2 protein-coding genes and 2 pseudogenes are annotated in these 5,744 nt (G+C 68.8%); 2 read left to right on the top strand and 2 right to left on the bottom strand.

Annotation, left to right across the window (positions count from 1 at the left end; translation table 11 throughout):
* Window positions 1-300, bottom strand: a pseudogene (locus L995_RS03890) (metallophosphoesterase); the annotation flags it as partial.
* A gap of 228 nt (window positions 301-528) precedes the next feature.
* Between L995_RS03890 and hrpA the strand changes: the two are divergent.
* A complete protein-coding gene (hrpA, locus tag L995_RS03885) occupies window positions 529-4,602 on the top strand; it encodes an ATP-dependent RNA helicase HrpA (RefSeq protein ID WP_047469312.1) in 4,074 nt (1,357 codons plus the stop codon).
* A gap of 266 nt (window positions 4,603-4,868) precedes the next feature.
* Window positions 4,869-5,519: a cysteine hydrolase family protein gene (locus L995_RS03880; protein ID WP_047469311.1), complete on the top strand. Its 651-nt coding sequence runs from the start codon at window positions 4,869-4,871 to the stop codon at window positions 5,517-5,519.
* Window positions 5,520-5,548: 29 nt separating this feature from the next.
* Here the strand turns inward: L995_RS03880 and L995_RS33675 are convergent.
* Window positions 5,549-5,744 (bottom strand): annotated as a pseudogene (locus L995_RS33675) (right-handed parallel beta-helix repeat-containing protein); the annotation flags it as partial.

Below are 5,744 nucleotides of genomic sequence, written 5' to 3'. Positions count from 1 at the left end.
CTGCTTCCAGTCCTCGCGCCGGGCCACGGCGGCCAGCGCCCAGAGGCCGTCGCGCAGCACGATGAAGACGGCCAGCATCAGCAGCAGGGCCAGCACCCAGCCGCCCGGCACCTGCAGATAGGCCAGCGTGCGGTACTCGACCGTGCCCTCGCGCAGCAGCACCAGCAGCAGGGCGGGCGTGCAGCCCAGGGCCGCCGTGGCGACGGCCGCCATCAGGCGGGCGCGGCGCGGCATCAGGCGGACGGGCCACCACAGCCACAGGGCCAGTAGCGGGATGACGAGGGCGGCAAGAGTAACCATGGGGAGCAGATCGAGGAAGGCGGGTGAGGCGGCCAGCGCCGGGAGCGGGCGGCAAGGCGAGCGCCGATTGTGCGCAATGCCTTGCATGCCGCTGGCCTGACTTGGCGAAGGCCCTGGCATGCGGGGGTTTTCATGCGGGCGGCACAGGGCCGGCGTATGGAAATCTGCAGCCGCGTGGCGCCGCCGGCATGGCGCGGGGATAATCCAGCCCCTTATGCCTTTGAACTTATGCCTTTGAAGATCAGCTTCCCTGAATCCCTGCCCGTATCCGCCCGCCGTGAGGAAATCATGGAGGCCATGGACCGGCACCAGGTCATCATCGTGTGCGGCGAGACGGGCTCGGGCAAGACCACGCAGCTGCCCAAGATCGCGCTGGCGCTGGGCCGGGGCAAGGTCAACGCCACGCCCGACGACAAGGGCCAGGTGCGCGGCCACCTGATCGGCCACACGCAGCCGCGCCGCATTGCCGCCAGCTCGGTGGCCAAGCGCATTGCCGAGGAGCTGAACACGCCGCTGGGCGATGTGGTGGGCTACAAGGTGCGTTTCCAGGACCGGCTGTCCAAGGACGCCTCGGTCAAGCTGATGACGGACGGCATCCTGCTGGCCGAGACGCAGACCGACCCGCTGCTCAAGGCCTACGACACGCTGATCATCGACGAGGCCCACGAGCGCAGCCTCAACATCGACTTCCTGCTGGGCTACATCAAGCAGATCCTGCCCCGGCGCCCCGACCTCAAGGTGGTGGTGACATCGGCCACCATCGATGCCGAGCGGTTCTCCAGGCACTTCGAAGGCCCCAAGGGGCCTGCGCCGGTGATCATGGTCTCGGGCCGCACCTACCCCGTGGAGATGCGCTGGCGCCCGTTCGAGGAAAAGCGCGACCATGACCTCAACGACGCCATCGCCGAAGGCGTGGACGAGCTGTGGGCCGGCGGCGCGGGTGGCGACATCCTGGTCTTCCTGCCCGGCGAGCGCGAGATCCGCGAGGCGGCCGACCACCTGCGCAAGCACCTGGCACAGCAGCCCGTGCTGCGCCATGCCGAGGTGCTGCCGCTGTTCTCGCGCCTGTCGCAGGCCGAGCAGGACCGCATCTTCGACAGCCACACGGGCCGGCGCATCGTGCTGGCCACCAACGTGGCCGAGACCTCGCTGACCGTGCCCGGCATCCGCTATGTGATCGATGCGGGGACGGCGCGCGTCAAGCGCTATTCCTTCCGCAGCAAGGTCGAGCAGCTGCTGGTCGAGCCCATCAGCCAGGCGGCGGCCAACCAGCGCGCCGGCCGTTGCGGCCGCGTGGCCAACGGCATCTGCATCCGCCTGTACGACGAGGCCGACTTCGGCACGCGCGCGCGCTTCACCGACCCTGAAATCCTGCGCTCCTCGCTGGCCGGCGTCATCCTGCGCATGAAGTCGCTGGGCCTGGGCGACGTGGTGAACTTTCCCTTCCTCGAAGCGCCCTCGGGCCGTGCCATTGCCGACGGCTACCAGCTGCTGGGCGAGCTGGGCGCCGTGGACGAGCGCGGCGAGCTGCTGCCCATGGGCCGCGAGCTGTCGCGCCTGCCGCTGGACCCGCGCGTGGGCCGCATGATCCTGGAGGCGCGCACGCGCGGCGCCGTGGCCGAGGTGCTGGTCATCGCCTCCGCCCTGTCCGTGCAGGACGTGCGCGACCGGCCGCTGGAGGCCCAGCAGCAGGCCGACCAGCAGCACGCCAAGTTCGACGACGAGAAAAGCGAATTCAGCGGCTACCTGCGCCTGTGGAAATGGCTGCAGGATGCGCGCGGCGGCAAGGTGGTGGCCAAGAGCCGCAAGGAAATGGCCACGGCACAGGCGCCGGCTGCCAAGCCGTCGGCGCGCAATGCCGCCTTCCTGCCCGTGGCCCAGCGCAGCGGCGGGCAGAGCGTGGCCGCCCCGGCGGCCGAGGCGCTGGCGGCCTTCCATCCGCAGGACACCGGTCCCGGCACGGATGACGAGCCCTCTCACAAGCTCAGCAACCGCCAGTGGGAGCAGCTGCTGCGCCAGAACTTCATCAACATCCGCCGCGTGCGCGAATGGCGCGACATCCACTCGCAGCTGCTGACCGTGGTCAACGAGCACAAGTGGAAGGTCAACACCGAGCCTGCGGGCTACGACGCCGTGCACCTGTCCATGCTGTCCGGCCTGCTGGGCAACCTGGGCTACAAGGGCGATGAAAGCGACGCCTACCTGGGCGCGCGCGGCATCCGCTTCCATCCGCACCCGGGCGCCCACCTGTCCAAGAAGCCGGGGCGCTGGATCGTTGCGGCCGAGCTGGTGGAAACCTCGCGCCTGTACGGCCGGGGCATCGCCGCCATCGATCCGCAGTGGCTGGAGGAAGTCGGCGCCCACCTGCTCAAGAAGCAGCTGCTCGATCCGCACTGGTCCAAGAACCAGGCCGACGTGGTGGCGCTGGAGCGCGCCACGCTCTACGGCCTGGTGGTCTACAACGGCCGGCGCATGAGCTATGGCCGCATCGATCCGCAGTCCGCGCGCGAGATCTTCATCCGCCAGGCCCTGGTGGAGGGGCAGTGGGACACGCGCTGGCACTTCCTGCCCGCCAACCTCAAGCTGGTGCGCAAGGTCGAGGAGCTGGAGCACAAGAGCCGCCGCCAGGACGTGCTGGTCGATGACGAGCTGATCTACGCCTTCTACGACCAGCAGATCCCCAAGGACGTGTTCAGCGGCGCCACCTTCGACCATTGGTTCCGCGAGGCGGCCAAGGAAAACGCCGACCTGCTGCGCCTGTCGCGCGACGAACTGATGCGCCACGAGGCGGCCGGCATCACCACCCAGGCCTTTCCCAAGGTGGTCAAGCTCGGCGGCGTGGACTGCACGGCCAGCTACCTGCACAGCCCGGGCGACGCGCGCGACGGCATCACCGTCACCGTGCCGCTGTTCGTGCTCAACCAGGTCAGCGACGAGCGCGTGGAATGGCTGGTGCCCGGCATGCTCAAGGACAAGCTCCAGGCCCTGCTCAAGAGCCTGCCGCAGCGCCCGCGCAGCCGCTTCGTGCCCCTGCCCGAAAGCGCCCAGCGCCTGGCCGAACTCTTCACCACGCCCGAGCGCTGGGGCCAGGGATCGCTGATCGATGCCCTGCTCAAGCAGGTGCGCGACGAGACCTCGCTGGACGTCAAGCGTGCCGACTTCAAGCTGGACATGCTCAGCCCGCACCTGTTCATGAACTTCCGCATCACGGACGAGCATGGACGCCAACTGGGCCAGGGCCGCAACCTGGGCGCGCTCAAGGCCGAACTGGGCGCCAAGGCGCGCGGCGCCTTCCAGGCGCTGGCCGCGCTGAAGGTGGCTTCGGTCACCGAGGCCCCTGCTGCACCCGCTGCCACCGCGCCCGAAGCCGGCAGGAAGCCTGCACCCGCTGCCAAGGCGGAAAAGCCCGACCAGGCCACGCCTGCCAGGAATGCCAAGCCCAGCCAGCCTGCCGACAGCCGCTACAAGGAATGGAGCTTTGGCGAGCTGCCCGAGCTGATGGAGATCGGCCGGGGCGGGCAGACGCTGATCGGCTTTCCGGCGCTGATCGACCATGGCGATGCCGTCGGCATCGAGGTCTTCGACGAACCCGAGGTCGCGGCCGCGCGCCACCGCGTGGGCCTGCGCCGCCTGTTCGCGCTGCAGATCCGCGATGCGCTCAAGTACCTGGAAAAGAACATTCCAGACCTGCAGAAGATGGCCGTCGCCTACATGCCGCTGGGCACGCAGGAGGAACTGCGCGAGCAGATCATCGACGTGGCCATAGACCGCGCCTTCCTGCAGGAGCCGCTGCCCACCAACGACGCGCAGTTCAAGCAGCGCGTGCAGGACGGACGTGGCCGGCTGACGCTGATCGCCAACGAGGTGGCGCGCATGGCCTCCACCATCCTGGTCGAGTACGCGGCGGCCCAGCGCAAGATCAAGGACACCAAGAACGCGCCCGACGCCACGGCCGACGCCGCCCAGCAACTGCAGCGCCTGGTGCCCAAGAACTTCATCGCGGCCGCGCCCTGGACCCAGCTGCAGCACTACGCGCGCTACCTCAAGGCCATCACCAGCCGGCTGGACAAGTACCGCGCCGACCCTGCGCGCGACGCCAGCCGCCTGGCCGAGCTGCGCCCGCTGGAGCAGCGCTACTGGCGCCTGGTGGCCGAGCGCAAGGGCCACATCGATGCGCGCATGCAGGAGTACCGCTGGATGCTGGAGGAGCTGCGCGTGAGCTTCTTCGCCCAGGAGCTGCGCACGCCTTACCCGGTCAGCATCAAGCGGCTGGACAAGGTCTGGCAGCAACTGCAGAACTAGCGCCGTGCCGGCCTGCGGCCCTTCCGTGATCGGGAGGGCCGCAGGCCATGGTTCAACGCGGCATCGCCACCTTCACCGGCACGCAGCCGGTTGGAGCGATGCAAGGCCCAAGGCCGTATGCGCCATCACAGAGATGGCGCATTTTTCAAAGCACGGGCGATCTGTGCAGAACCTGCACAGATGCTGGCCGCTCCATGGCGTTGCGGCGGGCCCTGTGCGTTTCTAGACTGCAGGCATCAACCACTTCCCGTTTTCAGGAGCACTGCATGTCCCTCGCAGAACAGGCCAGCCAGGCCACCCAATCCACCAGCCATCCCACCCTCCGCGCCCTGTCAGGCGCGCCGGGGCGCAGCCAGTTGCCACGGGGTGCCACGGCGCTGCTGGTCATCGACTTCCAGAACGAGTACTTCAGCGGCCGCCTGCCCATCCCGCGCGGCCCGCAGGTCCTGGAGCAGGCCCGGCGCCTGCTGCAATGGGCCGATGCCGGGCAGGTTGCCGTGTTCCACATCCAGCACATTGCCCCGGAAGGTGCGCCCGTGTTCGCCGTCAATGGCAGCGCCGTCCAATTCCACCCCGGCCTGCAGCCGCGCGCGGGCGACACCGTGGTGCAAAAGCGCAGCGTCAGCGCCTTCGTCGGCACCGACCTGGCCGACCAGCTGCGCGCGCGTGGCATCACCACCGTGGTCATCTGCGGCCTCATGACGCACGCCTGCGTGGCCGGCGCCGCACGCGATGCCGCGCCGCTGGGCTTCGAGGTCGTCGTGGCCAGCGACGCCGTGGCCACACGTGCCATCACGCGCAGCAATGGCGAATCCGTGGACGCCGACAGCCTGCACCGTGCCGCGCTGGCCGAGATCGAGGATGTGTTCGGCGATGTCATGCCCACCGCGCATGTGGTGCAGCTGCCCCTGCGCTGAGCCTGCAGGCAGGGCCCGCGCATCGTCTCCTAGCGAGAATCCACGGCGTTGCCGTACTCCGTCGTGGTGCTGGCCGCATCCTTGCGCACCGGCAATGCGACCTGCTCGAACACATTGGCTTCGATCACAACGCCTTTGGACTCCAGCAGGTTGATGCCTGCCTGGGGTTCCTCTTCCTTCTTCCTGAACAGCCCGCTGCGCTTCACGATGAAGCGGTTGTTGCGG

The organism is Delftia sp. ZNC0008, from assembly GCF_000799035.1.
GTDB lineage: Bacteria > Pseudomonadota > Gammaproteobacteria > Burkholderiales > Burkholderiaceae_C > Comamonas > Comamonas tsuruhatensis.
The sequence above is the reverse complement of the archived record's forward strand: the minus strand, read 5'-3'. Positions and strand labels throughout refer to the sequence as shown.

Excerpts from the sequence above, each read along its gene's own strand:
- hrpA (WP_047469312.1), top strand. The coding sequence starts at position 529 with ATGCCTTTGAAGATCAGCTTCCCTGAATCCCTGCCCGTATCCGCCCGC.
- L995_RS03880 (WP_047469311.1), top strand. The coding sequence starts at position 4,869 with ATGTCCCTCGCAGAACAGGCCAGCCAGGCCACCCAATCCACCAGCCAT.